Here is a 3091-nt window from a genome sequence, read left to right as displayed (position 1 = left end):
GAACGGCATCATGCGCGGCAAGCGCATCCCGGTCGAGCAGGCGCGCAAGGCGCTCGAAGGCAAGCTGCGCATGCCTTATTCGCTGATCGGGCTCGACATCTGGGGAGAGGACATCGAAGGCAACGCCCAGGTTTTCTCGACCGGTGACGCCGACGGGCTTTGCCATTGGACCGGACGCGGCATCCTGCCCGTCAACTGGACGGCGCATCCGACGGCGCTTTTGCCCCTGTGGCTCGCCGACGAGGCCGGCGCACCCTATCTCGGCGATCCGCGCCGCGCGCTCGCCCGCATCCTCGACCGCTACGCAGCGCTTGGTCTGACGCCGGTTACCGCGACCGAGCTTGAATTCTATCTCGTCGATCCGACATCGCAGCGTCCGGTCGGTCCTGTCTCGCCGGTCACCGGCCGGCGTCTCGATTCCGATGCGGCGCTTTCGATCGACGAAATCGACGATTTCGAAGGCTTCATTCACGACATCTACGAAGCCTGCCGCATGCAGGGCATTCCGGTCGATACGGCGATCGCCGAGAACGGCGTCGGCCAGTTCGAGATCAACCTCAACCACGTTCCGGATGCCTTGCGCGCCGCGGACGACGCCGTGCTTTTCAAGCGCACGGTCAAGGGCATCGCGCGCAAGCACGGCTTTGCCGCCTGCTTCATGGCCAAGCCCTATGGCGAGCGCGCCGGCAACGGTTTCCATGTTCATTTCAGCGTGCTCGACAAGGACGGCCGCAACATCTTCGACGACGGCAGCGACCAGGGCTCCGACACCATGCGCCACGCCGTCGGCGGCCTGCTCGCGGCCATGGCCGAAAGCACGCTGGTGTTCGCGCCGCATTTCAACTCCTACCGCCGCTTGCGCCCGCGCTCCTATGCGCCGACGGCTGTCGCCTGGGGCTACGAAAACCGCATGGTGGCGATCCGCATTCCAGGCGGCCCGTCTGCCGCGCGCCGCATCGAGCATCGCGTTTCCGGCGCCGACGCCAATCCCTATCTGGTGCTGGCGGCGATCCTGGGTGCCGCGCTGATGGGCATCGAGCGGCAGCTGTCGCCTGGCGAGCCGACCGGCGGCGAGGGACAGGGCCTCACGCTTGCCAAGCTGCCGCCTGACTGGGCCTCGGCGATCGCCGCCTTCGAGACCGGCAAGCGCGTCGCCGAAATCTTCCCGGCCGTGCTGCGCGACGCTTTCATCGCCTGCAAACGCCAGGAGTTGAACACCTTCGCGCTCAATGTCAGCGACTTCGAGATCGAGACCTATCTCGAAAGCGTCTAACCCCGCGCGGGGCTATTCTCCCGACCGGGCCCGCTGGCGCTCTTGCACGATGACGGCCAGGATCAGCAGCGCGCCCTTGGCGAGCAGCTGGTAGAAGGTCGGCACGGAGGTCAGGATCATGCCGTTGTTGAGGACGCCGATGATCAGCACCCCTAACATGGCGCCGATGATCGTGCCCTTGCCGCCCTGCAGCGCGCAGCCGCCGAGGATCGCGGCGGTGATAGCCTCTAGCTCCAGCCCCTGGCTGCCGGAGGCGGGCTGTCCGGACATGGTGCGGCTGGCCAGCACCAGTCCCGCCACCGCCGCCGCGAAGCCGCTCATCGCATAGATCGAGATCTGGTAGCGGCGGATCGGGATGCCGGCGAGCCGCGCCACCGTCGGATTGCCGCCGAGCGCGTAGATGTTGCGGCCGACGACCGTCTCACGGGTGAAGACGATGAAAGCCGCCATCGCCGCGATCAGCAGCCAGATGGCGAAGGGCAGCCCGAACAGCGTGCCGATGCCCAGCGCGCGCAGGCTGTCGCCGGTGATCGGTATGGAATTGCCGTTGTTCATCAGATAGGCGAGGCCGCGGAAGGCCGACATCGTGCCAAGCGTCGCGATCACCGCATTGACCGGCCCGTAGACGACGATCAGCCCGTTGACTGCGCCTGCCAGCAATCCGGCGAGCAGGCCGGCGAGGATGCCGGCGGGGATCGAGCCGGTTTCCTGGGCGGCGACGGCCAGCACCATCGTGCTCAGGCCGACGATCGACCCGACCGAGATGTCGAGCCCGCCCGATACGATGACGACGGTCTGCGCCATTGCCAGGATGCCGAGAATGGTGACCGCGAGGCCTATGTTGATCAGGTTGCGCGGCGTGAAGAAGACGTCCGGCCTCAACACGCCAAAGATCGCCAGCAGCACGACCAGAGCGATCAGCAGGCTGATGTTTTGCGCGCCGATGCGGCCAAACAGGCTGGCCGGCGCGCGCTCGCGTGCGGCGGTCGCGGTATCGGTCACGACACCCTCCTTTCGATTGCTTTCTTGTCCGAGCGCATGGCCAGTGCCAGCACCGCCTCCTCGCTCGCCTCTTGCCACGGCAGCTCGCCACTGATGCGGCCGCTCTGCATGACCAGGACGCGGTCGGCAAGGCCGAGCAGCTCTGGCATCTCCGAGGAGATGAGCAGGATGGCGAGGCCCTGGTCGGCCAGGCTTTCGATGAGCCTGTAGATCTCCGCCTTGGCGCCGACATCGATGCCGCGCGTCGGCTCGTCGAGGATCAGGACCGCCGGCCCCCGTGCCTGCCAGCGCGCGAAGACGACTTTCTGCTGGTTGCCGCCGGACAATTTCCCCACGGCCTGCTCGATCGACGGCGTCTTGACCCGGAGCTCGGCGACATGGCGGGCGACCAGCGCGCGCTCGCGCCTGCGGCTGAAGAAGCCGTAGCGCGACACCTTGTCGGGTACCACGAGGCTGACATTGTCGCGCACCGCCTGCATCAAAAGCAGGGCCTCCTGCTTGCGGTCCTCCGGCACCAGCCCGATTTCGGCGGCAACCGCATCCGCCGGCTCGCGCGGCCTGTAAGGCCGGCCGCCGACGGCCATCCGCCCGGAGAGCAGTGGATCGAGGCCGACGACGGCGCGCGCGACTTCCGTCCGTCCCGCGCCGACCAATCCGCCCAGGCCGACGATCTCGCCTGCCCTGACCTCGAAGCTGATCCCGTCGACGCGGCGTGTCGTGACGCCTTCGAGCGCCAGCCGGACCGGCCCGAGCGCACGCACTTTTCGGTTGAACAGGTCGCTTACCGGCCTGCCGACCATCAGCCGCACCATGCGC

3 protein-coding genes are annotated in these 3091 nt (G+C 67.4%); 1 reads left to right on the top strand and 2 read right to left on the bottom strand.

Going from position 1 to position 3091, the window contains the following annotated elements; all coding sequences use genetic code 11:
* On the top strand, window positions 1-1273 hold a 1273-nt coding region (locus tag EOA60_RS25910; RefSeq protein ID WP_164899533.1), incomplete at its 5' end, for a glutamine synthetase family protein.
* A gap of 12 nt (window positions 1274-1285) precedes the next feature.
* Here EOA60_RS25910 and EOA60_RS25905 read toward each other — a convergent pair.
* Window positions 1286-2275 (bottom strand): ABC transporter permease, encoded by a 990-nt coding sequence (locus EOA60_RS25905; RefSeq protein ID WP_095823552.1) that lies wholly within the window; start codon window positions 2273-2275, stop codon window positions 1286-1288.
* The coding region (locus EOA60_RS25900; RefSeq protein ID WP_164899532.1) for an ATP-binding cassette domain-containing protein at window positions 2272-3091 on the bottom strand (820 nt) is incomplete at its 5' end. The genes EOA60_RS25905 and EOA60_RS25900, both read right to left, overlap by 4 nt.

Source organism: Mesorhizobium sp. M1A.F.Ca.IN.020.06.1.1 (genome assembly GCF_004023265.1).
Classification (GTDB): domain Bacteria; phylum Pseudomonadota; class Alphaproteobacteria; order Rhizobiales; family Rhizobiaceae; genus Mesorhizobium.
Note: the sequence above shows the minus strand (reverse complement) of the source record. Positions and strands in the feature narration are given on the sequence as shown.